Here is a 23028-nt window from a genome sequence, read left to right on the forward strand (position 1 = left end):
GCGGAGCCGGGCGCCGCGCCGAGCGCGGATCTGCGCCTGCGCGTAGAGGCGCTGCGCCGGGCGGCCGCCGAGCGCGGCGGGCGGCGGGAAACCGCGGAAGCCGCCGTCTACGAAGGCTTCCGCATCGACACCGCCGCGTGCCGGCGCGCGCTGGCGGAGGCGCGCCAGTGGATGCGCGCGCTCAAGCTGCCGCCTGTCGGGGACGCCGCAGCGGCAGCGGACACGGACGCCTGCGGCCTGCTGCTCGCATTCGCCTATCCGGACCGGATCGGCCAGCGGAGGCCGAACGGCCGCTTCCTGCTCCAGAACGGCCGCGGAGCCGCCTTTCATGAAACGCAGCCGCTGGCGGCCGAGGCTTATTTGGTCGCGGCGGAGCTCGACGATCACGGTCCGGAGAGCCGCATTTATTTGGCGGCTCCCGTCGAGCTCGGCGAGCTTCAGCAGCATATGGGCGCGCTGATCGAGGAACAGGAGACGGTCGCCTGGGACCCGTCCTCGCAAGCGGTCCGCGCGCGCCGGACGCTGCGTCTCGGCGCGCTGGTTTTGAAGGAAACCCCGCTGGCGCAGCCAAGCCCGGAGCGGACCGTCGCCGCGCTGCTGCAGGGAATCGCCGCCGAAGGCTTGTCCTTGCTCACCTGGACCCGGGCGGCGAGACAGCTTCGGCAGCGCATCCGCTTCATGCACCGGGTCGATCCGTCGTGGCCGGACGCCTCCGACGAAGCGCTCCTCTCCGCGCTGGAGCAGTGGCTCGCGCCGCATCTGTACGGGCTCAAGAGCCGCTCCGAGCTGGAACGGCTCCATCTCGCCGATATTCTTGAAGCCTGGCTGTCGTGGGAGCAGCGGCGGGAGCTCGACGCTTACGCGCCGACGCATATCGTCGTCCCGAGCGGCTCGCGCATTCCCGTCGACTACAGCGATCCGGCCGCGCCGCTGCTGGCCGTACGGCTGCAGGAAATGTTCGGCCTGACCGATACGCCGAGAATCGGCCGCGGCCGGGTGCCGCTGACGCTGCATCTCTTGTCGCCGGCGCAGCGTCCCGTACAGGTGACTCAGGATTTGGCCAGCTTTTGGTCTCATGCTTATTTTGAAGTCAAAAAGGATTTGAAAGGCCGCTATCCGAAGCATTATTGGCCGGACGACCCGCTTGTCGCCATGCCGACAAGCCGCGTGCGGCCGCGCTCCTGATTTTGGCGATATGAACGGCGAAAGGACCTCCGATCCCGCTGCGGAATGCAGCTTAAGGAAACGAGGTCCTTTTGGCGAATACCTATCGTTTATCCAGCGTCAACGCCATGAAGAGAAGCTGCGATGGCTATAAATCGCCTTTTATGCGAGCAAGCGCATCCTGTAAGCTTCCCTAGTCCTGCCCCTGCGAGCCTGAGCCGGCTTTCGGCCCCGCTTCGCGAATCGCCTCGGGCGCATCCGCAAACTTGGCGAAATTATCGGCAAACCGCCGGGCCAGCTGCCGGGCGCTGCGGTCGTATGCCTCCGCATCGGCCCAAGCGGCGCGGGGCTGCAGCACGCCGTCCGGCACCCCGGCCACATGATCCGGGATGTACAGACCGAAGATCGGGTCCAAAGCGAACGCGGCCTGCTCCAGGCTTCCGTTCAATGCGGCCGTGACCATGGCGCGGGTGTACGCAAGCGGCATTCTGCCGCCCGTGCCGTAGCCGCCGCCCGACCAGCCGGTATTAAGCAAATACACCTTAGCCTGGTGCTCATCGATCTTCTTGCCCAGCATTTCCGCATAAGCGGCCGGTTTCAGCGGCAGAAACGGCGCTCCGAAGCAGGCGGAGAACGTCGCCTCCGGCTCGGTCACTCCCCGTTCCGTGCCGGCCAGCTTGGAGGTGTATCCCGATAAAAAATGATACATCGCCTGTTCCTTCGTTAATTTGGCGATCGGCGGGAGCACCCCGAACGCGTCGGCGGTGAGAAACAAGATGACGCCCGGATGCCCGGCCGATCCCGGAATGACCGCATGGTCGATAAACTCTACGGGATAAGCGGCGCGGGTGTTTTCGGTGAGGGTGCCGTCCGCATAGTCGGCCTCCGCGGTCAGCGGATCGAGCGCGACATTTTCGAGCACGGTGCCGAAGCGGATTGCGTCCCAAATTTGCGGTTCTTTCTCCTGCGTCAGTCCGATGCATTTGGCGTAGCAGCCGCCTTCGAAGTTGAATACGCCTTGCTCCGACCAGCCGTGCTCGTCATCGCCGATGAGGCGGCGGTTCGGATCGGCCGACAGCGTTGTCTTGCCCGTGCCGGACAACCCGAAGAACAAGGCCACATCCCCTTGCTCGCCGACGTTGGCCGAGCAGTGCATCGGAAATACGCCGCGCAAAGGCAGCAAATAGTTCAGAACGCTGAAAATCGATTTTTTCATCTCTCCGGCGTATTCCGTTCCCCCGATCAGGACGACTTTCTGCTCGAAGGAAATGATGATGAACGTTTCCGAGCGGGTCCCGTCCGCGGCGGGATCGGCCTGCAGCCCCGGCAAGGCGATGACGGTAAATTCCGGCGCGTGCTCTTGCAGCTCCTCCTCCGTCGGCCGGATGAACAGCTGGCGCACGAACAGATTATGCCAAGCCCGTTCGTTCACCACGCGGATCGGCAGCCTGTAGCCCGGATCGGCGCCCGCATATCCGTCGAAGACGAACAGCTCGCGCTCCTTCATATAGTCGATCGCCTTGTCGTACAGCTTCTGGAACCGTTCCTTCGATATCGGCCGATTCACCTCTCCCCAAGCGATATGCTCCATGACGGACGGCTCTTCCACAATATATTTGTCTTTAGGCGAGCGCCCGGTATATTTGCCTGTCGTTGCCCGCAAAGCGCCGCTGGAAGCAAGCCGGCCTTCGCGGCGCGCGACGGCCATCTCCACCAGCTTCGCTGCCGGTAAGTTCATATGGACGGAGCCCGATTCCGTGCTCTGCTTCGGACTAACGGCGGATAGTTTCATGATCATAGGTTCCCGTTCCTCTCCTGAATGGTTCGTCCCGCGACCGGCCGGCGAATGGCATGGCGATAGCGCCTCCACCCGCCCGCGGTCGCAGGCGGACTCTTTAAATTATGGTTTTATGACGGCAAGATCTCGATCGTCGCTATCGGATGTCCATTGCGATCTGTGACTCAGCTGCTTGCAGCGTTCATGGTCGCATTGGCTGTAGAAGGTAACGACTTTCTCCGTGTCGACGGTATCGATCATTTCTCCGCAATGCTTGCATACGATGACCCCCAAATTTACAGAACCGCCAGAGATGCTTCGCATGATTCTCCCATCCTTTCGCCCACAGTTTGAGTTAGTTCGACTACCCTTGAAGCGTAAGCCCATTCGTTGTCATACCAGGCCAACACCTTGATCTGATCGCCGGATACCATAGTGGACAATCCGTCCACGACGGCGGATTTGGAGCAGCCGACGAAATCGGCGGATACAAGCGGCTCCTCTATATAATCGACATAGCTTGCAAAAGCGCCTTCGGCCGCCGTTCTCAGCGCCTCCCGCACTTCTTCAAGACTAGCCGCCGGCTTCGCGACTTGAACCGTCAAGTCGATCAGCGATACATCCTGCGTAGGCACGCGAACCGACAGCCCCTCGATATGCGGAGCCAGATGCGGCAGCACGTCGGCTAACGCTTTGCCGACTCCGGTCGTCGTAGGAACGATCGACTGCGTGCAGGCCCTTGCTCTGCGCAGATCCTTATGCGGATTGTCGAGATGGTTCTGATCGGACGTGAACGCGTGGATGGTCGTAAGCCATCCTTTCTTCACCTGAAAAGCCTGATCGAGTATATGAAGCACCGGCGCCGCACAGTTGGTCGTGCAGGAAGCGGCCGATACGATTTTGTGAAGGGCGGGATTATACTGGCGGTCATTGACTCCCATTACGACAGTGAGATCCATCTGCTGTCCCGGAGCCGTAACGATGACGGAAGCCGCTCCGGCTTGCAAATGCTTCAGCGCCCCTTCGCGGTCGTTGAATTTGCCGGTTGCATCCAGCGCCAGCTGCACTCCGAGAGCGCTCCAGGGAATGTTCGCCGGGTCCCGTTCATATACTACCTTGACTGTGCGGCCGTTAACGATCAGGTCGCCGTCCTGAACGGAGATTCGCGCGTCCCATGTTCCGTGAACCGTATCGTATTTCAACAGATGAGCGACCGTTTCAACCGGATAGATGCAATTTATCGCTTTCAACTCAACGGCGGTCTGCGAAGCCGTACATAGCTGCCTTACAAGCAATCTGCCGATTCTTCCCATGCCGCTAATGCCAACGCCTCTTCTCATGATTTGCCTCCCTCAATAATGTGCAACGCTTATATATATGGTATAACACAATTTGTATTATGACGCAATATATATTTGATTAATTGTACACTAATAAAAATTATTTGTACTTATGATATGTATTATTTATAGGGTGAGAACAATAAGTAATCGGTGCGCCGCGAACCGGCTCCCGGACTGCCGCAATACGAACTTCATACGTTGGAGCAAAAGAATGGGACAGGACGATGTTGTCAGACTAGCGATACCTCGGCTGGTATCCGGATCGCGTATTGGTATTCGTATGGGTTGCATTCACGAAATAATATCGGCTTCATAGAGTAAACCGGAACCATACCATGCTTGAACGCAGCCAATGAAGCGACTTCGGTTCAGCCTTGATGAAAGCTGGTCTTTAACTAACCGTCGTGTTCCCTTAGATAATCATCCGGCTGAACGTAAAGCGGAATCTTCCCTTTTTCTTAAATCGCTCAATCTAACCGAATGAATTGCACCTAGCCACTCATTGGCCAGCTGTCATATCCAAACCGTTGTCATCATTAACCAGGCAGCTTCGGGGCGACACTGCGGTTTCTTCCGGAATTTATATGATTTGGGACGGACGGAGCTTAGCTCTTATAAGGAGATAAGAATAGGATGGCGAGGTCAACCGGAGGTGTGACTGGGTGACCTTGTTTTATGTGCAGTTTTATGGGTGATCGGGGAATCAAGGGGATATATCAGGTTCAGTATATATATTCATTATATGGATCAAGTTTAAAAATATATTATATCTATGGTTATAAATGGATTACAATAACAGCAATGTTGAGAGGGGGGATGCTTGCATGAACAGCAAAAAGCGCGAAGATGCTTCGTACGAAAGTGTAACAGATCAGCAGCTTCAAGAGCAGTTGAATTATTATCGAGAACGGGCTCCGGAGTATGACGACTGGTGGTACCGTCACGGCGCATTTCATCATGGTGACGAAGCTAATCGAATCTGGTTCGATGAGATCAGCATGGTTAAGGATGCTTTTCAAGCTGAGCATTTCCAGGGTGATTTTCTTGAACTTGCAGCGGGAACCGGCACTTGGAGTTGTTTGTTCTTAAAAGAAGCCCGGACGCTGACAATTGTAGACGGCTCCGTAGAGATGCTTTCACATAATCCGGTCGTTGCTGAGCCCAAGGTAAGGACGATTATCGCTGATCTTTTCCATTGGTCTCCTGACCAGTTATATGATTCAGTTGCTTTTACTTTTTGGATATCGCATCTACCCAGAGAGAGAATGGGCGGCTTCTTCTCCATGATTTCACGCTGTTTGAAGCCCGAAGGGAAAATGTTCTTTGTCGACGATCGAGAAGCAGCAGGAACCCGTGAGTCTCATGTAGTGAGGACATCCGGGCAAACGATGGTTCGGAAACTTAATAATGGTGATCATGCCGCTATAGTGAAAAATTTCTTCAGCGACAAGGAAATTGAGCAAATTGCGGCTGACGCGGGAATTGAACTGCATGTGCGCTATACGCCTACGTACTTCCAGTATGGGATAGGGTCCAAGACTGTTTAGAGTACCATGGGAAGCATCGCATCCACAAAATAGGATATGAAATGGAGCAGCCCCTTCTAACGGACATGGGTGCCGCAATGAAAACAAAATCAGGGATTTGCAGAATGTAACGGACGCCAGCGCTCCTATTTTACCTATCATCGCGATTTTTCCGACTTTTGGGGCTAATAAAGGCACCTCTGTCCGTTAAAAAAGCACAACCCGACTTTTGCGCGAAATAAGCGCACCCCTGTCCGTTAGCGCTCGTCCACGACGGTTCGTATCTCCAGGATCTTCAGAACTGACTTACAATCAGGGTCAGACCGAGGCCCTTATCCATTCAAGGGGCATGATTGTAATCGGCGATTGGAGTCCCCGTGATCCTTCCCAATGGGATAGGGGGTCCAACGCTGTCGGAACTCGTGTGATTGGATACAAAAACACCCTGCTGCGGGATTGCATCGCGCTAAGACGGCGATTCCGCGGCAGGGTGTTGCTTTTGCGTTACATATTCCTTCGCCTGTTAATCGGCCGTTTGCGTGCGCGTCTGCGCTTGCGTCCGGGACAAGGCGGGCTTCTGTTTGGAGCCTATGACATGCATCACGTAGAAAATAAGGAAAAGCAGCATGCTTAAAGCCGACAGGCGATACATTCCCGCGTATCCTGTTCCTGAAGCGGCGAAGCCGAGGCAGACGGAGCCGACGGCAATGCCGAGGTCAATGGAGTTATAGAACATCCCCGTTGCGACTGCGCGCCTCTCCGGGGCGCTGCGCTGGATCGTCCAGGCCTGCAGCGACGGCTGCAGCATGCCGTAGCCGATCCCGTAGCACAGAGCGGATGCAATCAGCATCGGCATCCCCGACGCAAAGGAGAGCAGCACAAGACCGAGAGCGGTAAACATCGCCCCCGCCGGCAGCACCGCGGCATGGCCTTTGCGGTCGAAGAGCTTGCCGGAAAACGGGCGAACGATCAGCACCATCAAGGCGTTGAACAGAAAAAACCAGCCCACGTTGCCGAGCTTCACTTCCTGGCCGAACAAGGCGATGAACGTAATCAGTCCCCCGTACGTCACGGACAACAGCAAGTTCAGGCCGCACGGAAACATCGCCCCTTGTTCCCAAAATCCGCTATGCCCCCGGCCGGAAGCCCGGACGTTCTGCGCCGCGGAAGCACTTGCGGATGCGGCCCCTTTGCGGGCCGCAAACCGGATGAGCGCAGCAAGCGGGAAGACGACGACCGCCAGCGCCGACGAAACGGCGATCAAAGTGCCGAACCCGTATCCGTTCAGCAGCCATAGCCCGATGACCGGAGCGACGGACATGGATAAGCTGGTCGACAGGCCGAAATAGCCCATCCCTTCGCCCATCCGGTTCTTCGGAATAATCTCCGAGGCCAGCGTGCCGAACGCCGTACCGGCAACGGCAAAGCCGATTCCGTAGACGATGCGAAGAACGAGCAGCGCCCCCATCGACTGCATCAAGGCGTATCCGGCGGTGGAGACGGCGAAGACGATCAAACCGATAAACATAAGCCGTCTTTGCCCGAACAGCTCGAACAAAGTGCCGGCAAACAGCCGCGTTGCGATCGCCGAAACGGCAAACAGGCTAATGACGAAGCTGATCGTCGTGCCGCTGCTGCCGAACGCAGCCGATACATAAGCAGGCAAAGACGGCGTAATCATTTGCAAATTCAAATAAACGCAGAGATTGCATAAGGTAAGAAAAATAAAGTTCATCGTCCAAAGCTTGGACGACGGCATATCCGTAGAATTCATAGTGTGTAACGATTCCCTTCTGGCAGTTGCATTATGATGTCATTTTTCTTCTTCCTGAAGCGATTCCGCCGTCCGGCTAATTTGCCGGAGCAGCTGCTTGAACTGGATCAGCTGATCTTCGCCGATCTCATGGGCCGCATCCCTCAGCGTCTGCAGTTCGATCGGAATCAGCTGCTTCGCCAGCTTGACCCCGAGCTCGGTGGAATAGACGCCGAACGACCTTCTATCCTCCGCGTTGGTCTCGCGGCGAACCCAGCCCTTGCGCTCCAGCGCATCGAGGATTCTCGTCGTGGTCGGCGCATCTTTATCGGCCCGGGCGGCGAGTTCCTTCTGGCTGATGCCGTCGTTGCCCTGCAGCCGGCATAGCACCGTCCACTGCTCCGGCGTTATATTGTAAGGTTTAAACCGGGCGGACAGCAGCTGAAGCATTCTGCGGTACGCCTTGCCGAGCAAAAAGCCGTACGATCCGTCCAGATCGTATCGGTCCATGAAGCTTCCCCCTTTCTAAATTAATTGTTTAGACAATTATATCACCAACAACTATTAGGCGCAAATCATTTCCTTTTTCGGTTTGCGAATCCCGCTTACATCCGTGCCCTAACGGTTCGGCTGTATTCGGTCGGACTCATGCCGGTCGCTTTCTTATAGGCTTTGGAGAAGTAATGGACGCTGCTGAATCCGAGCTGCCGGGCGATTTCGGTCATGCTGCTGGATTCGCCGCGGATGAGCTGCTTCGCTTTCTCGATTTTTAATTTGGCGAAATACTCTTTAATCGAATAGCCGGTTTCTTTCTTAAATATATCTTTCAGCCGGGTTTTGGCGATATGAAGCGACGCGCTGATCTCTTCCAAGGTCGGATTGCCGTCCGCGTGCTCTTCCAAAAACTGAATAATTCGCACCGTCAAGTTTTGATTGTCCTTCTCTCGGGAAGCCGACGATAAAACCGGCTTGGCGCTCTCCGGACGGTTGCGGCGCAATAAGCGAATAAGCAGCGTTTCGAGATACAGCTTGATGAGCTGCTCGGAGCCGATCAGCGCATCGTCGCGGCGAATCGAAAACAGCGGGTAGCGAAACGGAAAATAAAAGGCTTCCGCTCCCTCTTTGACGATCTGGGCCAGCAAATTTCGTTCGGTATCCCCCAGGGAAATGACGCGGTCCTCGAAATATTTCATCGCTTCGGACCGGCAATCGAATGTGACGACAATCAGGTTAGGCGCCGTATCTTTATGCGCATAGAAGCTGTGAAATTCATTGGGCTTATGAAAAATAATCGTCCCTTGTCCCAGTATGTGGCGGCGGGAATCCGCCAGCACCTCGACCTCGCCTTTGTCCACATATACAATTTCCCAGAAATCATGCCGTTCTCCGGAAAAAACGTAGTTTTTGCCGAATTCAAAATAATACATCGTAATCAGACTTTCAATCGCAATCGTCTGATTCAGGTTCGTCCTTTTGTAATCCGCCATGCGCTTTCCTGCTCCTCGAATGTAGTTTCCGGCATTCTGCAGCCTCCCTATTATGATACAGCTTGCGCCGCTGCGGGAAAAGCAGCTGGAATTGACAAAAAATCCGGCTTTCAAGACAACGAAATCGGCCGGGCTCTCTTTTATACTGAAGAAAATCGCAATGAAAGCTGAGGAGGATTACGAGGATGAACATTGGCGTGATCGGTTACGGGACAAGAATTAAAGGAGTTATCCAGAACGAGCTGAAGAAGCTCGATCCGCATCTGCAAATTGCCGGGCTAGTCGATCCCGATCCGGCCAAACACGAGGAGGCGAGACAGGCGGGCTCGGAACAAGTGCGCATTTTCGAAACGCCCGAAGCGATGCTGGCCGACATGAACTTAGACGGGATTATAATCGGCACGCGCTGTTCGCTCCACACTTCTATGGCGCTTAAGGTACTTCCCAGCGGCCTGCCGCTGTTTCTGGAGAAGCCCGTGGCTACCAGCCTGGAGGATGCGCTGCGGTTGAAGCGAGGCTATGAGTCTTCCGGCAACCGCAAGATGGTCGTATCCTTCCCGCTGCGGGTCACTACTATTGTGCAGTGGGTCAAGGAAATTATCGATTCCGGCAAAATCGGCACCGTCGAGCATGTGCAGGCCGTCAACAACGTCCCTTACGGAAACGTATATTTTCAAGGCTGGTATCGCGATGAAGAGGAAACGGGCGGCCTGTTTTTGCAAAAAGCGACGCATGATTTCGACTACATCAACTACGTGCTCGGCATGCAGCCCGAATCGGTGGCGGCGATGGTATCCAAGCAAATCTTCAAAGGGAACAAGCCGGCGGGCCTTAGGTGCACGGAATGCGGCGACAATAAGACCTGTCCCGAGAGCACGGCGTTTCGCACCGATAAGCTGAGGGAGGAATGGGCCTACTGCTGCTTTGCCGAGGACACCGGCAACGAGGACTCGGGCAGCGCGCTGATCCGGTACGATAGCGGAATGCACGTCTCGTACTCGCAGAACTTTTTTGCCCGCAATCAGGCGGCGGCGCGCGGTGCGCGTTTCTTCGGCTACAAGGGAACGCTGGAATTTGATTTTTATACGGGCATCATCAAAGTATACATGCATCATTCTACACGGGTCGAAACGTATGAATTTGGCGGCGGGGAGGGACACTTCGGCGGCGACGCCGCGCTGATGCGCAGTTTTGCCGGGCTGATGGAGGGAAGCTCAGAGAAGTCGGTCAGCCCGCTAGAGGACGGGCTCGTCAGCGCGCTGCTTTGCTTGAAGGCGAGAGAGTCGGCGGCGACCGGAACCTTTCAATCCGTTTCCTGGGAATAAGAACGGCGCTTCACATGCGCATAACGGCGGAACCCCCAGGGGACAGGCGAACGCTCTCATGGACCATGTTGACCGTACAAAATACAGGATATTGTACGGTCTTGGCCACAATATTCTCGGTTATCCTTCCGCCATTTGCTGGTCCAGCTGCTCCAGCACGAACGGCCACGCTTCCAAATGCCCGTTCCGGGAAGCTTCGTCGGGGAACCCGGCATGGGTCAGACGCAGGCGAGCGCCGCTGCCGTGCGGTTCAAGCTCGACCGTTACGACCGTCTCCGCCCCTTGGGTTCCCCCTGCGCCCGTAAGCCAGGTCAATTGAACGAGCCTGTCCGGTTCCAGCCTCAGGAATCTTCCGTAATGGGGGTGGCGCTGAACCTCGCTGTCAGGACTGCTTCGGAACACCGTTTCGAAGAAAAAGACCGTATTGACCTCCCCCTGCATAATTACGGTTCCGGGCGCCGCAAACCAACGGTCGATCTGCCTGGTCCATGCGCCGAACAGCACCGCGGGCGAAGCTTTCATCAGCCGCTCGACCTGCAGTTCATGCGGCCGGGACGATAAATCGGGAATCGTTACGGGATTAGCCATATTTTTCATCGCTCCTGTTCGTTATATCGTTCATTGTTTCCATGCCAACTCCCGTTTATTATACCATTTACAGCGATTCCCGGTATTTTCCCGGCGTCGTCCCTTCGTACTTTTTGAATACCCGAATAAACCCGATATCGTTGGCGTAGCCGACCTGATTGGCAATTTGCGCAAAGGTCAGCTTCTTGTTCTGCATCAGCTTCTTCGCTTCGTCGATCCGCACTCTCGTCAAATAATCGGTTAAGTTCATCCCGGTCTGTTTTTTGAAAAAAGCGGATAAATACTGCGGCGTCAGTTGAAAATGCTCGGCAATGGTCGTCAGGCTGAGCGAATCGTCGCCGTAATGCTGCTCGATGTATTGCGCAATCCGTTCGGACAGCTGCCTGCTGTGGCCGCTGCGGCTCGCGTTCAAATAATGGCATAGCGCTAGGAACCAATCGCGGATTTGGACCTTCATCTCCTCGACCGTCGGACAGGAGGACAGCTCCTTCAAGGGATCGAACTTTTCCCCGAACACTTCGCGATACAGCGGGTCCATCGGGTTAATAATTTTCCAAAGGGTGCTGACCATGTTGGTGAACAAGCTTCGGCCCAGCTCCGGCGTAATCCGCCGCTGGCTGAAATGCGCGTGGAACAAATTGCCGATCAGTTTATCGACATTGTCCACATCGCCGCTTTTGGTGAAATTGATCAGCTGAATTTCCGTTTCAATCGGATAATAGTAATGGCGGTCCGCCTCGGCGATTTCTCTGTAGCGAATAATGGAGCTGTGGCCCCGGTACATTTTGTAATCCAGCGCGCTGAGCGCTTCGAAATACGATTCGCAGGCATGATCCATCCCTTCGTGGACATCTCCAATGGCAAGGGTAATATACGTCTTGAACCGCTGCTCGATCAGTTCCTTCAGCCGGGCGGCGATGACGTCAAGCTCCTTCTCCGCCTCCGCCCGCCGTTCCCGGTCGAAATTGACAAGCAGGGCGACGCGGTGCTGATCGAGCTCGACCGAATATCCCCATCCCCGCTCGCGAATCAATTCGTTGCCGATGTTGGAAATGATAAACCGGATCAGCGCCCACTGGCGCTCGGATTGATCGGTGCTAAACCGGCTGAAATCGGCAATGTCGATCAGCATCACGGCGAATACATCGGAGATGAGCCGGATCTCCATAAACTGCAGCGACTCTTCGGTCATCCGCGCGACGTCCACATGCCCGCGCACGAAGCGCGACAGAAAGCTCGCCTGAATGACGGGGGTCTGACGGGACAAAATATTCCGCAGCTCCCGTTCCTCATGAATGGTCATACGAATCGTTTCGCGGATAAATTCATACTCGTTGGACGGCTGCTTGGCTCGCGCCGGCTTTTCGCTTTGCAGCGCGCGCACGACGCCCCGCAGCGGAGCATAATTGCGGTGCACCCAGAAGGTAATCGCCGCGCCGCCGCCGGCCAAGCAAATGAGCAGCAGCGTGATCATCCAATTTTTCAGCGTCTGGACCCGCTCCAGGTAGACATGCTTGGGCATCGTATGGACGTATTTCCAGCCGTTCTGTTCGGATACGGTATAGGAGAGCATCATCTCCTCGCCGTGATCCTTGTACTCGTAAGGAACGCCCTTCGTCGTCACCTCCTGTGAAATTTGGTTCCAGGGAAGCGCTTGACGCTCGTTTCCGACGATAAGACGGTCTTTCCGGTCAAAGATATAAACCGAGCTTTGATAAGCCGACTCGATTTTGGACAGCATGCTGCGGACTTGACCCACGTCAAGCAAAATAACGAGCGCCCCGCGGATATCGTTCGGCTCTCCCAGGGGCAGCGTCTGGATGTATGTGATCGTATCGAGCGTTCCTGTCGGCGTTTCGTAAGTGGCAGGGGTATAATCCTTGTAATGCGCCCCCCCAACAGTCCGCCGCGCCACGCTTCGAAGCTGGTCCCCACCGGCCGGTACAAACGCTGGTAGAGCACATCCGCCGTTGTTTTGGACGTCGGCATCAATACCGTGTCGTTGGCGCCGAAATAGACGTAATATCCGCTTATGAGATCGCTTACATTTTGGTAGCGGGACATATGATCCGATACGAATTCGACGAATTTGTAAGCGTCGGCCGTATCGGTATTGTCCGTATTGTTCATCAGCCATTGCAGCCGGGGATTCAAGGCGATCTGCTGGGACATCTGCTCGACATCCTTCAGCTTGCTGTCCAGCACTTGGCGGAGCTGCTCCAGCATCGCCAGATTCGCCCGGTTGGCGTTATCGGTCATAATCGTATTGGTCTTCGTGTACAGAATCGATCCAAGGGCAAGAGGAAGCAGGAAAACGGCCAGATAAGACAATAAAAGAGTGATGAAAGCGTTTCCGAGATGTATGCTTTTAATGCGCATCATGTTCCACCTCTCTCCGTTCATTCTTAATTATAGCTTATTCTGGAAGTGGTACCCGTTTTCCTGCTTCTCTTCAATCATTCTTTCAGCGCCCCGATCATAACCCCCTTAACGAAATATTTTTGCAAGAACGGATACAGCACCAGAATCGGAATGGTTGCGACCATAATCGTCGCATATTTGATCGCTTCGCCGATCGGCATTTTATCTACGCCGGAGGCGTCGGTCATCATATTATCCGTGCTGTTCGTAATGAGAATTTCCCGTAAAATGAGCTGCAGCGGATACAAATTGCGATCGCGCAAGTAAATCATCGCATTGAACCATGCGTTCCAGTGAGCGACGGCGTAAAACAGCACCATAACGGCCATAACCGGGATCGACAGCGGCAAAATGATGCGCCACATCACCGTCCATTCGCTTGCCCCGTCCATCTTCGCCGATTCCTCCAGACTGACCGGCACGGCCTGGAATGAAGTACGCATAATGATCAAATTCCACGTATTGATGGCGCCGGGGATAATCATCGCCCACGGCGTATCGACGAGCCCCAAATTGCTGACAAGAAGATACGTAGGAATCAGACCGCCTTGGAAAAACATCGTAACGACGATCATAAACATGACTGCGTTCTTAAAAAATACGTTTCTTCTGGAAAGAAAATACGCTCCGAGCGCCGTCATCAGCAAATTAAAAAAGGTCCCGACAACGACATAAAATATGGTGTTGCTGTAACCGCTCAAAATGTTCGGATTGGCAAAAACGGCTTTGTAAGCGTCCAGGCTAAAGCCGTACGGCTTCCACAGCAGCCCGCGGTGCTGCGCCAGCAAGCCGGGATCGCTTAAGGAAGAAAAGGCTACGTATAAAAACGGATACAGCGTCAAGAAGCAAAGAACGATCATCACGGCCGCGTTCAAAACGTCAAACGATTTTTCGCCTAAAGTCGGTTTGTCCATCCTGCTGTTCCACCTCCGTTACCATAGTTTAGTCTCGCTTACCCGCTTGCTTATGCTGTTGGAGAGAATAAGCAGAGAGAACGCAATGACAGCATTGAATAAGCCTACCGCCGTCGTGTAGCTGTAGCTTGCTTCCAAAATCCCTTTGCGGTACACGAAAGTGGAAATGACGTCGGCCGTATCGTAGGTCAGCGGATTGTACATGAGCAAAATTTTCTCGCTGCCGACGGACATCATCGAGCCCATTTTCAATATCAGCAAAATAATAATCGTAGGCATAATCCCCGGAATCGTAATATGAATCATTTGCTTCCAGCGCCCCGCCCCATCGACTTTGGCCGCTTCATACAGGGTCGGATCGATACCGGACAGCGCCGCCAGATAGATGATGGAGCCCCATCCGACTCCCTGCCAAATGCCGGAGGATACATAAATGAAGCGGAACCATTCCGGTTCGGACAAATAAGACTTGGACGCAATGCCCAGCGTGGCAAGCAGCTGGTTCACAACCCCGTCCCTAGCCAAAAAGTCGACCAGCATCCCGACGATGACGACGACCGATATAAAATGCGGCAAATACGTGATCGTCTGAACGATTCTCTTGAAATATTGCCGGCGCAATTCGTTCAATAACAGCGCGAGCACGATCGGCGCCGGGAAACCGAAGATCAGCTCGTACACGTTGATCAGGAGCGTATTGCGGATTAATCTCCAAAAGTAGTAGCTGTTGAAAAATTCGACAAAATGATCGAAGCCGACCCAACGGCTGTTCCAGATGCCGTCGCCGGGACTGTAATCTTTGAACGCAATTTGCAAGCCGTACATCGGACCGTAGTCGAAAATTAAATAATACGCGATGACGGGCAGCACCATGATATATAAGAGCTTGTTGCGTTTCAGATCGCGTCCAATCGTGATCCATAGGCTCGGCTCGGAACGGCTCGGCTTGGCGACAGGCTTCGCGGCGGATTTGATCGTTTCCATACGGCTTCCCTCCTTCGCTTTGAATAAGCCGGAGGGATGAACGGCGGTTCATCCCCCGACAAGATCAGTTCATATGTCCATTCGCGGACAGGCGCCCATTAACGCTTGTTATATCTTTCCAATGCAGACTGTTCAATTTTGACCGCTTCCTGGATACCCATGCCCTCAATCGTTTTTACGTATTTGTCGAAGTTGTCCAGAGGCTCGGCTCCCATAATAAATTTGTTGAACATTTCGTCTTTAAACGTATTCACGTCGTTCATGATCGAAGCGAATTTGCTGCTCTCATCCGAAGTCGGCGTAACGGGCGGCAGCTTTCTTTCGTCGGTCGGTTCCGACCAGATTTTGATCGAATCCTTCTGTTCAGGCAATGCAGCATACTGCTCCATATATCGCTTGTCTTGCACGAAAGGACCGTTGAAGTTGGCGCGGACATGACGGGCCATCGCTTGCGCCATCGACATATCTTTCGGATTCATCACGTCGTCCGTATACGTCGGATAACCGTTCACCATTTTATAGGAGACGCCTTCTACGCCGAAATTGAACAGCATTTTACCTTCATCGCTATAAGCGTAATCGAGCCATTTGGCCGTCGCTTCCGGATTTTTGTTCGAGGTCGAGATGGCGGCGGCCACCCCGCCGGAGAAGTTATAAGTTCTTGCGCTCCACATCTTCTTGTCTCCCTTGTTGACGACCGGGAACGGTGCAGCGACAAGCTTGAAATCCGGAATTTTATTTTTCACAAGCGAGGTATAGTTGCCGATCCCCGAACCTGTGCTCATTACGGTCGCGAAAAGCTGATTTCCCGTAACTTTCGCGTCTTTCAGCTTACTGTCCGTGACGGCAAAGTCCGGATCGAGAAGCCCTTCCTTGTACCATTTGTTCATGACGGTCAGAAATTGCTTGTATTCAGGCTGAATCGGTCCGTATTTCACTGTACCGTTGTCATGGTAAAAATCGTAGTTAACGCCGAACGAGCCGAGGAACGCCACGGAGCCTCCCATATCGCCTTTACTGATTAAGAGCGGGATTTCATCCGGCTTTCCGTTGCCGTTGAGATCGCTTTTCTTGATGGCTGTCAAAGTATTGTACCAATCGTCGATCGTTTCCGGCATTTTCAGGTTCAGCTTATCCAGCCAATCTTGGCGGAGCGCGATCCCGTTGCTGACCAGCAAGTAATCGTCGCCGCGCAGAAACGGAAATCCGTAAATACTGCCTTCATCCGTCATGACCTGCTTTTTCCAGTTCGGGTTGGCGTCCAAAATTTTCTTCAAATTCGGCGCGTATTTGTCGATAATATCGTTCAGCTTAATAATTTTTTTATCTTTGATCGCTTTCTCGGGACCGCCGGGGTAGCCGGTCCAGCCGTACTCGATGACATCGGGCAAATCTTTGCCGGTAATCATAAGGTTGAACTGATCTTTCTCTTGTCCCACCGGAGGATGCTGGAAGGTTACATTGACCCCGGTTTTTTTCTGCAGCTCCTGATAAACCGTCATATCCCCGAAGCTTTTTAATGTAGCGGCAACGTTGCTTGCCAGGCCGACCCAGTACGTAAGCGCTTGCAATTTAGGCGGCTCTTGATTTTCCTGTTTGGCCGTTCCCTGATTTGCGGGAGCTGGACTGCCGCTGCTGCAGCCTGCGACGACCGTGATGGACAACAGCGCCGAGGTCCCTGCGGCTACCCATTTTTTCCGACTGATTTTTTTCATATACCCCTTTTACCTCCTTCAGAATATAGCAGAAGTTTGGCGAAATGCCGGCTTGCGGCAAAGGTATGATGCGATCAAAGATGCGTTTGGCCCAGGATGCTGTTCGCTGGAAATACCGGCGGCTTCGCTAACCTTATTGTTGCAGAGATTTCGTAACATGGAAACCGCTCAATTTAACCAATGATAAACCGAGGTTAATATTCGCCATTATCCGATATTAAGATCGGCTATCCCAAATTAAGATTGCCGTATTATCGGGCGTTGCGGGGCATTCGTTACGCTGCCGCAACGCAAAAAATCCCGTGCCGCTTGATCGTCAAGCAGCGCGGGATTCCCCTTCGCGCAAAATAATGATAAGGACTTGATTATACGCTGATAAGTCCGGTTTTCTGCAAATTGTTGAAGCTGATGGCAAGGCTTTCGAACGGATTGCGGTCGTAGCATTGATCCTGCTCCACCGCTCCCCATTCGACGCCGATTTCGTTGCAGGCTTTGAGAATGCGGTCGAAATTCATATTGCCCTCGCCTACTTCGGCGTAGCGCTGCTCGCGCTCTCCGGTGACGGCCATATCCTTCAGATGCACGACTTTCATCCGGCCGTTCACCTTGCGAATCCAGTCCGCCGGGTCGGCTCCACCGGCTTGTACCCAGTACACGTCGAGCTCGAAGTCGAATGCTTCGGGATCGGATTCCTCGAACAAAATGTCCATTCCGGTTCTACCGCCGAAATTCGCAAATTCGAAGCTGTGGTTATGATAAATGAACGTAAGTCCCGCCGCCTTAAGCTTGCGGCCGATCTCGGACGCTTCCTTGGCAAACGCCGAGTACCCTTCCGCGCTTGTCCGGTACTCCTGCGGCAAGCCGCCAAGTCCGACGTACCGGCAGCCCCATAATTGATGCTTCTCGATCACGGCGTCGAGCTGCTGGCTCAAATCGGCGTAGCTGATATGCGTGGCGCAAATCGAGAGCTGCTCGCGGTCCGCCAAATCCTTGAGCGCCTGATTGTCGATCGGGCCGACTCCGGACACCTGTACGGCGCGATAACCGATTTCTTTTACCTTTTTGAGCGTTTCGGCAATGTCTTCCGGGGTTTTCAGAAATTCTCGCAACGTATAGAGCTGAGCTGCAATTTTCAAAACGGGACATCTCCATTCGTTTTATAATGAGCAATCGCTTTCAATTACACTGTACCATAATTTACTTGCAAGCTCTAGGAGTCTGTCCGATGAACAATGTAGAAGGTATAAATATGCAAAATGACAGTAATTATGAAGCGCTAGCGGAGAAATATGCAGTCATTATTCATTCAGTATGCACAAACGTAACTTCGTCGGACAGACTCCTAGAAGGGTGGTGAAAAAGTGACCGGAGAGTCGATAGAAAGTTGCCCGTCCCGGATTTCTTGAATAGTTAAGCCCGTGAAACGGGTGAAATCCGAAAACAAAAGCGAACGCTTCACTGCTTCAGATTGCTCTCGCTTGCTTCGCTCACTTTTTCACCACGTTTTTCATGCTCCAACGTACCCGTTTGGACAATGGCTTGGCTGCAAGCTAGGTTTTTACCAGCGAAAATGGCGTCTTCAAAACACTTCCCCAACCATCTTTCTCAGGGACGGCTAAGCGATCGAACAGTATTGGAAGGGAGCTGCAGAAGGTGTAGCCTCCGGAACCGAGTTTCTAATTGTAACGGACACCAGGGAGCTAAAGTCGTCACAAACAGACGCTTTTTAAACGTAACGGTCGCCACGGCGCTTACATAGCTCCGAATTGCTCAATAAGGCAGTTTTTTCAACAAATAGCTGCATCTGTGTCCGTTAGAAATCCAAAACGGTCGATAGGGTTTATATAACGGCCGCTGTGTCCGTTGCGAGTGTACTCCGGGGACAAAGGCGAACGCCGGCGCTTCTCCAGACTGCTCTGGCCGCTCGTCCGCTTGTTCCCGGATTTCTATCCCCTTCAGCTACAAGGATACAGCGCCAGCACCCGCGCCGAATGCGGCGGCATTCCCGTCAGCGTGAGGCGGCCTTCCCAAAAGCCCAACTCTTCCCCCGTCCAGAAGTCTTCCAGGCGTCCGGCACGATCAAGCTGAATCGTCAGATCGGATACCGCTTCCTCCCAGTTAAACAAACAGAGCAGCTGCCGGTCCGGCTCGTTCACCCTGCCTACGCGGAAGCTGTCGTCGTCGAACCGGGCGGCGATATTGCGAGTCGTCAGCGCTTTCTTCACGAGCTGCAGATTGCTCTTTGACATCGTCTGCATATCGTCGCCCGACAGTACCATTCCGCCGGAAGCGACGATATAGGCGGCGTGGAACATGAATTCATCCGGCGTTATGGAAGACATGCCTCGGCGCACCGTGCCGTCGGGATCGACGAGCTTGATGTTGCGGTTCTCCAGCACCAGGCAATCCGGGTCGTTCACCCACAGCCGGCCGTGCTGCCAGTTCCGGGAGAAGCCTTCCGCGGCGAGCAGGGCGAACACCGGCCATTTGCGGGAAATATCTCCGGTGACGCGCATGCCGTGAACCGTACCGAGCGACGGCCACATCGGCGCGTTGCAGCCGAGCAGGAAGCTGTCCACTCCGGCTCCCTCCAGCACCGCTTCCATCCCCATGCGGTACGCCTCCACCTTGGTCGCCTCCGGTATATAGCGCCGGCCTCCGGGAAGCGCTCCCCACATATTCGCATCCAGCTTGAAGTAATGGCAGCCCCACTGCTCCCGCATCGTACGGAATACGCGGCGCAAGTAATCGCGGGCCTCCGGATGCGTTCCGTCGAGCATATACCAAGGCCCGTGCCGCCAGCCTCCGAACGAAATCCGGTTCGATGCGAGCGGCTTGTCCTCCTCGTCCCGGATGAACCAGTCCGGATGCTCGCGGAACAGCGCCGATTCCTGCTGAGCGATGAACGGAGCGACCCAGATCGCCGGCTCGAAGCCTTCGGCCTTGATCTGCTTGCACAGCTTCTCCATATCGCTGAACGATTGCCCCGGCGTAAGCCAGTCCCCCATGTATGCTTGATAACCGTCGTCGATCTGGATATATTTGAGCTGCGGAACCTGTTTGCCGATGGCGTGCAAATTATCGAATATATTTTGCTCGGTCACTGCAGGCCCGAAGCAGTACCACGAGCACCAGCCGGTCGGCACGCCCGGTGTCTCAAGCTTCGGATGATGCGCCTCGATGAGGGCCGCGAATTGTTCAAGGAGCGCTTCCCTGTCGCTTCCCGTAAGCAGGGCGAAGCTCTCCAGCTCACGGCTTTCTCCGGGCGCTACGATAAGTTCTTCGCCGTCGAGTACGACCTCGAAGCGTCCGGCGGCCAAACGAATTTCTCCCGTATGGCGGCGGCAGGACGTAAAGCCCATCAGCAAATGACGGGTCGGCTCCGGCGACAGCAGCACGAAATTATAGGCGGTAAAAAATCCTTCGGTGGCCGGGAGCTTGTAATGCTTGCGGTCGTCGAACTTACCGATCATTTTCGGCTCGCCGATCGTGCCGCCGTACTGGGACAGCATGCTGTAGCCTTCGCCATAAAATTTGGTATCTCCGCCGAAAGGCCAAGCTCCCTGGAATAAAACGATTTCCTTGACGGAGATCGGCTCGTCTCCCTCGTTAATCAGACGGAAGCTTGCCGTCTCCCCTGCCCATTCGGCAGCGACGCGGGCCCGCTCGCTTCTATTTCCGCCGGTTTCCCTAACCAAAGACGCGGCGGCTTGAATAAATTGGATTTCGCTGATCGTCATAACAGATGAACACTCCCATTAGCATAAATTTGATTTGACCGTGCTTATCCTCTACTATACCAACAGCGCTTCCCAACGGTTTATCCTTCAGTCTTGAATTTGCACGATTGGAGGATAAAATATTGTCTTGCCCCCCCTTTCGTGGTAGCATGGGCGATAACATCCACCGGACAAAAAAGACGAGGTGACGCATCGATGTCCGCAACGAGACAACCGCAGACGAAGACGGCCCAGCTGAACGAAATCCATTCGCGTATCGTAAGCGCCAACTTTTACCCGTTCAAGCCGGGGCAGCATGTCGGTCCGCGGCTTCCCTACGTCCATCTGTTCATCTACATTTCGGCGGGCAGGGGGACGATGAAGATCGGAGAGGACGTATGGGCCGCCGAAACCGGCGATTTGTACTATATTGCGCCCGGCGTATCCCATACGTTCATCGCCGCGCAGGACGATCCGATGGTCCACGCCTCCGTCTACGCCGATTTGCTGTCCCCCTCTACCCCCAAACAGAAGGGGGACCCGCAGCTCAATTGCCACAATGCGGGCGAGTACGACGTGTCGCTCTGCGCCGCACGGGTGCAATTCACGGATGCGGACGGAATCGCTCTTCCCGTCCGGGTTCGGGCTCCGCGCGGCGCGGCCTGGCTGGAGCCTTATCTGGCGGTAATCGAGGCATATCCGGAACAAGGGATCGGAGACGATGCGCTGCTGCGCTCGTTGTTCGAAACGTTCCTCGTCCGGTATGTGCGGTTCGCCCGGAAGCCTTATGAGACCTGGTACGATCCGAGAATCGGGCGAATGGTCGATTGGCTAAGACATACGGAGACGGCGGACCCCTGCGTCAAGGAATGGGCGGGTAAGCTCGGCATCAGCGTCGCTTACTTGTACGAGCTGTTCCGCAAACAGACGGGGACGAGCCCGCAAACCTATTTGCTCAAGTGCCGGCTGGACAAGGCTAAGACGTATTTGCGCGAGACGAATATGCCGATTACGGAGATCGCCTATACGCTGGGCTTCTCTTCGCCGCATTATTTCGCGAGACAATTCGGCAAGCATGCTCAGGAATCCGCCTCCGAGTATCGCCGGAGGTTCAGAGGATTAAGCTGAAGTATACTCCCTGCTTCATATCTTGCTATAATGAGATGGCAGCCGTATGGGGCCAAGCAGAGCGTCCTCGTTCGCCGATAAGGCAGGATCGGTCGGCTTGATATTTTGCAATGACTAGGGAGGATGATGCACGGATGAGAGAATCCTATTTGTTCGGTTTGATCAACAGAGGAAGGGGTAAGCTGCTGGAACTGCTTGAAGCAAGTCCGGAAGCTCAGCGGGAGGAAGTGCCGCAAGGCTTTAACAATCACTTGCTATGGCAGGTGGGGCATCTCGTTACGGTAACCGACGGCATCGTGCTCGGTTTCTCCGGAGAGCCTTCCGCCGTTCCGGCAACGTACCGCGGCTTGTTCGGCAACGGGACCAAGCCCGCCGATTGGACCGGAGAACCGCCGGCTTGGGATACGCTCATAGCTCAGTTAAGAGAGCAATCAGGTCAGTTGGAAGCTGCCTTAAGCGGCAAAATGGATGCCCCGGTGAAGGAAAACTTCTTCAAAGCCGAAACCGTCGGCGAGCTGCTCCAGGCCGTTATGCTCCACGATAACCAGCATTTGGGCATGATCAACGCGATGCTGAAGGTGTTGAAACAAGGCTGAGGCCCCGGCTTCGGATAAGAAGGCATCGAGCCGCTTAGCGCGCGGCGTCGTTTCCTAAATGAACGGCAGAAGTCCTCTTTGCTCCGATCGGACAAAGAGGACTTCTTGCGTCATCCCCGGGTTATTCGGGGAGCTGGTTTTTATGGCGGGCCGGACCGGCATGGACCCATAATGTCACGATAGGGTCTTCCGTGCTGGAAATAAGATGATGATCCTCGCCCGGCTCGATCACGATAATATCGCCGGTTACGACCGGGTGGAAGGACTTGTCCACTTCCATCTCCCCTTTGCCCTGCGCGATGATAAACACTTCGCAGTCTTTGTGAACATGGTAATCCCGCCCTTCCGGGCCGTCATTCGTATGCGTGCGGAAGCCCGGCTTCTCAAAGGCCAGTCCTCCCGACGACAAATATTCCCCAGGCAATATCCCTTGCAGAAAATGCCCTTCTCTCGTATCCTGCAAATCGGTTAACCTAAACTTTTTCAATACGGTTCGCTCCCTTAGAAGCGTGGTGAACAAGTCCGCTGCGGCGCCCATTTGATCCTCCAATCGCTGTTTTCTTAGGCGAACGCTAACGCTTTTCCAGA

20 protein-coding genes are annotated in these 23028 nt (G+C 54.5%); 6 read left to right on the plus strand and 14 right to left on the minus strand.

Annotation, left to right across the window (positions count from 1 at the left end; all coding sequences use genetic code 11):
• Positions 1–1185, plus strand: a 1185-nt coding sequence (locus N0M98_RS10620) for an ATP-dependent helicase C-terminal domain-containing protein (protein WP_310943492.1), incomplete at its 5' end; no start/stop codon positions are given.
• A gap of 172 nt (positions 1186–1357) precedes the next feature.
• Here N0M98_RS10620 and pckA read toward each other — a convergent pair.
• The 3 genes from pckA to gap all read right to left on the minus strand — a co-directional run bounded on the left by pckA (position 1358) and on the right by gap (position 4281).
• Positions 1358–2956: a phosphoenolpyruvate carboxykinase (ATP) gene (gene pckA / locus N0M98_RS10625; RefSeq protein ID WP_259617912.1), complete on the minus strand. Its 1599-nt coding sequence runs from the start codon at positions 2954–2956 to the stop codon at positions 1358–1360.
• Between the two features lie 108 nt (positions 2957–3064).
• The gene (locus N0M98_RS10630) at positions 3065–3265 is read right to left on the minus strand and encodes a GapA-binding peptide SR1P (protein ID WP_249864707.1); all 201 of its coding nucleotides are present in this window, start codon (positions 3263–3265) and stop codon (positions 3065–3067) included.
• Positions 3238–4281, minus strand: coding sequence for a type I glyceraldehyde-3-phosphate dehydrogenase (gap, locus tag N0M98_RS10635; protein WP_249864708.1), 1044 nt, complete (start codon positions 4279–4281; stop codon positions 3238–3240). Before gap ends, N0M98_RS10630 begins: the two co-directional genes overlap by 28 nt.
• Before the next feature lie 827 nt (positions 4282–5108).
• Between gap and N0M98_RS10640 the strand changes: the two genes are divergently transcribed.
• Positions 5109–5831 carry a class I SAM-dependent methyltransferase gene (locus N0M98_RS10640; RefSeq protein WP_259617835.1) on the plus strand — a complete coding sequence of 241 codons (723 nt, stop codon included), beginning with the start codon at positions 5109–5111 and terminating at the stop codon, positions 5829–5831.
• A 502-nt stretch (positions 5832–6333) separates the two neighbouring features.
• Here the strand turns inward: N0M98_RS10640 and N0M98_RS10645 are convergent.
• The 3 genes from N0M98_RS10645 to N0M98_RS10655 form a co-directional block, all read right to left on the minus strand.
• The gene (locus N0M98_RS10645) at positions 6334–7584 is read right to left on the minus strand and encodes an MFS transporter (protein WP_259617836.1); all 1251 of its coding nucleotides are present in this window, start codon (positions 7582–7584) and stop codon (positions 6334–6336) included.
• 39 nt (positions 7585–7623) lie between these two features.
• Entirely contained in the window at positions 7624–8073 is a 450-nt protein-coding gene (locus N0M98_RS10650; RefSeq protein WP_249864711.1) for a MarR family winged helix-turn-helix transcriptional regulator, read from the minus strand.
• A 95-nt stretch (positions 8074–8168) separates the two neighbouring features.
• On the minus strand, positions 8169–9050 hold the full coding sequence (locus N0M98_RS10655) for an AraC family transcriptional regulator (protein WP_259617837.1): 882 nt from the start codon (positions 9048–9050) through the stop codon (positions 8169–8171).
• Between the two features lie 185 nt (positions 9051–9235).
• Between N0M98_RS10655 and N0M98_RS10660 the strand changes: the two genes are divergently transcribed.
• Positions 9236–10375 (plus strand): Gfo/Idh/MocA family protein, encoded by a 1140-nt coding sequence (locus tag N0M98_RS10660; RefSeq protein WP_259617838.1) that lies wholly within the window; start codon positions 9236–9238, stop codon positions 10373–10375.
• Between the two features lie 120 nt (positions 10376–10495).
• Here N0M98_RS10660 and N0M98_RS10665 read toward each other — a convergent pair whose 3' ends face one another.
• Both N0M98_RS10665 and N0M98_RS10670 read right to left on the minus strand, forming a co-directional pair.
• Positions 10496–10963 (minus strand): SRPBCC family protein, encoded by a 468-nt coding sequence (locus N0M98_RS10665; RefSeq protein WP_259617839.1) that lies wholly within the window; start codon positions 10961–10963, stop codon positions 10496–10498.
• A 67-nt stretch (positions 10964–11030) separates the two neighbouring features.
• Positions 11031–12878, minus strand: coding sequence for a helix-turn-helix domain-containing protein (locus tag N0M98_RS10670; protein WP_259617840.1), 1848 nt, complete (start codon positions 12876–12878; stop codon positions 11031–11033).
• Between the two features lie 149 nt (positions 12879–13027).
• Between N0M98_RS10670 and N0M98_RS10675 the strand changes: the two genes are divergently transcribed.
• Positions 13028–13297, plus strand: a complete 270-nt coding sequence (locus tag N0M98_RS10675; RefSeq protein WP_259617841.1) for a hypothetical protein — start codon at positions 13028–13030, stop codon at positions 13295–13297.
• 122 nt (positions 13298–13419) lie between these two features.
• On the opposite strand, the gene N0M98_RS10680 is transcribed toward N0M98_RS10675, so the two are convergent.
• The 5 genes from N0M98_RS10680 to N0M98_RS10700 form a co-directional block, all read right to left on the minus strand.
• A complete protein-coding gene (locus N0M98_RS10680) occupies positions 13420–14298 on the minus strand; it encodes a carbohydrate ABC transporter permease (protein WP_249864716.1) in 879 nt (292 codons plus the stop codon).
• Between the two features lie 18 nt (positions 14299–14316).
• Positions 14317–15282 (minus strand): ABC transporter permease, encoded by a 966-nt coding sequence (locus N0M98_RS10685; RefSeq protein ID WP_249864717.1) that lies wholly within the window; start codon positions 15280–15282, stop codon positions 14317–14319.
• A gap of 98 nt (positions 15283–15380) precedes the next feature.
• Entirely contained in the window at positions 15381–16997 is a 1617-nt protein-coding gene (locus N0M98_RS10690) for an extracellular solute-binding protein (protein ID WP_249864718.1), read from the minus strand.
• Positions 16998–17362: 365 nt separating this feature from the next.
• Positions 17363–18133: a sugar phosphate isomerase/epimerase family protein gene (locus tag N0M98_RS10695; RefSeq protein ID WP_249864719.1), complete on the minus strand. Its 771-nt coding sequence runs from the start codon at positions 18131–18133 to the stop codon at positions 17363–17365.
• A gap of 819 nt (positions 18134–18952) precedes the next feature.
• Entirely contained in the window at positions 18953–20737 is a 1785-nt protein-coding gene (locus tag N0M98_RS10700; protein ID WP_259617842.1) for a glycoside hydrolase family 36 protein, read from the minus strand.
• Between the two features lie 195 nt (positions 20738–20932).
• Here N0M98_RS10700 and N0M98_RS10705 point away from each other — a divergent pair, with 195 nt between their 5' ends.
• Positions 20933–21844, plus strand: a complete 912-nt coding sequence (locus N0M98_RS10705) for an AraC family transcriptional regulator (protein WP_259617843.1) — start codon at positions 20933–20935, stop codon at positions 21842–21844.
• A 134-nt stretch (positions 21845–21978) separates the two neighbouring features.
• Entirely contained in the window at positions 21979–22440 is a 462-nt protein-coding gene (locus N0M98_RS10710) for a DinB family protein (protein WP_259617844.1), read from the plus strand.
• Between the two features lie 121 nt (positions 22441–22561).
• Here N0M98_RS10710 and N0M98_RS10715 read toward each other — a convergent pair whose 3' ends face one another.
• A complete protein-coding gene (locus N0M98_RS10715; RefSeq protein WP_259617845.1) occupies positions 22562–22927 on the minus strand; it encodes a cupin domain-containing protein in 366 nt (121 codons plus the stop codon).
• Positions 22928–23028 lie beyond the last annotated feature (101 nt).

Origin of the sequence: Paenibacillus doosanensis, assembly GCF_025060755.1 — a bacterium.
GTDB lineage: Bacteria > Bacillota > Bacilli > Paenibacillales > NBRC-103111 > Paenibacillus_S > Paenibacillus_S doosanensis.

Coding starts and splice junctions, on each gene's coding strand:
- N0M98_RS10650 (WP_249864711.1), bottom strand. CDS start 8,073: ATGGACCGATACGATCTGGACGGATCGTACGGCTTTTTGCTCGGCAAG.
- N0M98_RS10690 (WP_249864718.1), bottom strand. CDS start 16,997: ATGAAAAAAATCAGTCGGAAAAAATGGGTAGCCGCAGGGACCTCGGCG.
- N0M98_RS10665 (WP_259617839.1), bottom strand. CDS start 10,963: ATGGCTAATCCCGTAACGATTCCCGATTTATCGTCCCGGCCGCATGAA.
- N0M98_RS10645 (WP_259617836.1), bottom strand. CDS start 7,584: ATGAATTCTACGGATATGCCGTCGTCCAAGCTTTGGACGATGAACTTT.
- N0M98_RS10700 (WP_259617842.1), bottom strand. CDS start 20,737: ATGACGATCAGCGAAATCCAATTTATTCAAGCCGCCGCGTCTTTGGTT.
- N0M98_RS10705 (WP_259617843.1), top strand. CDS start 20,933: ATGTCCGCAACGAGACAACCGCAGACGAAGACGGCCCAGCTGAACGAA.
- N0M98_RS10655 (WP_259617837.1), bottom strand. CDS start 9,050: ATGGCGGATTACAAAAGGACGAACCTGAATCAGACGATTGCGATTGAA.
- pckA (WP_259617912.1), bottom strand. CDS start 2,956: ATGAAACTATCCGCCGTTAGTCCGAAGCAGAGCACGGAATCGGGCTCC.
- N0M98_RS10675 (WP_259617841.1), top strand. CDS start 13,028: ATGATCCGATACGAATTCGACGAATTTGTAAGCGTCGGCCGTATCGGT.
- N0M98_RS10710 (WP_259617844.1), top strand. CDS start 21,979: ATGAGAGAATCCTATTTGTTCGGTTTGATCAACAGAGGAAGGGGTAAG.
- N0M98_RS10660 (WP_259617838.1), top strand. CDS start 9,236: ATGAACATTGGCGTGATCGGTTACGGGACAAGAATTAAAGGAGTTATC.
- N0M98_RS10680 (WP_249864716.1), bottom strand. CDS start 14,298: ATGGACAAACCGACTTTAGGCGAAAAATCGTTTGACGTTTTGAACGCG.
- gap (WP_249864708.1), bottom strand. CDS start 4,281: ATGAGAAGAGGCGTTGGCATTAGCGGCATGGGAAGAATCGGCAGATTG.
- N0M98_RS10630 (WP_249864707.1), bottom strand. CDS start 3,265: ATGCGAAGCATCTCTGGCGGTTCTGTAAATTTGGGGGTCATCGTATGC.
- N0M98_RS10685 (WP_249864717.1), bottom strand. CDS start 15,282: ATGGAAACGATCAAATCCGCCGCGAAGCCTGTCGCCAAGCCGAGCCGT.
- N0M98_RS10640 (WP_259617835.1), top strand. CDS start 5,109: ATGAACAGCAAAAAGCGCGAAGATGCTTCGTACGAAAGTGTAACAGAT.